Annotated in this window: 1 protein-coding gene; it reads right to left on the bottom strand. The window is 62.5% G+C overall.

Features of this window, described 5'->3' with window-relative positions; translation table 11 throughout:
* On the bottom strand, window positions 1-427 hold a 427-nt coding region (locus tag QCE73_RS33960), incomplete at both ends, for an FAD-binding protein (protein ID WP_309885331.1).

Raw genomic sequence — 427 nt, 5'->3', positions numbered from 1 at the left:
CGCCAGTTCCAGCGCCTCGACCTTCGCCGTGTTGAACACCTTCGACTTGTCCTTCAGATGCACGTGCTTCACGCGCTCGGCCAGTTCCGCGATCTTGCCCACGCCTTCTTCGAGCAGCTTCGACGTGCGGAACACGCCCGCATGCGCCTGCATCGACGCGCGGATATCGTTGGCGATGTTCTGCGTGTACTCGCCCGAAGTGGATTTCTCCAGCACCGCGAGGCGTTCCATCGCGAAGTCGGCGGCATCGGCCGGCAGCGGCTTGTGCTCTTTCAGTTCCTTTGCGTGCTTGATGATGTGATTGCCCGCGGCACGCCCGAACACGACGAGATCGAGCAGCGAGTTCGTGCCCAGACGGTTCGCGCCGTGCACCGAAACGCACGAGCATTCGCCCACGGCATAGAAGCCGTTGACCGGATCGTCGTAG

The organism is Caballeronia sp. LZ029 (genome assembly GCF_031451275.1).
In the GTDB taxonomy this organism is placed as follows: Bacteria; Pseudomonadota; Gammaproteobacteria; order Burkholderiales; family Burkholderiaceae; genus Caballeronia; species Caballeronia jiangsuensis.
This window is presented reverse-complemented; position numbering and strand designations above follow the sequence as displayed.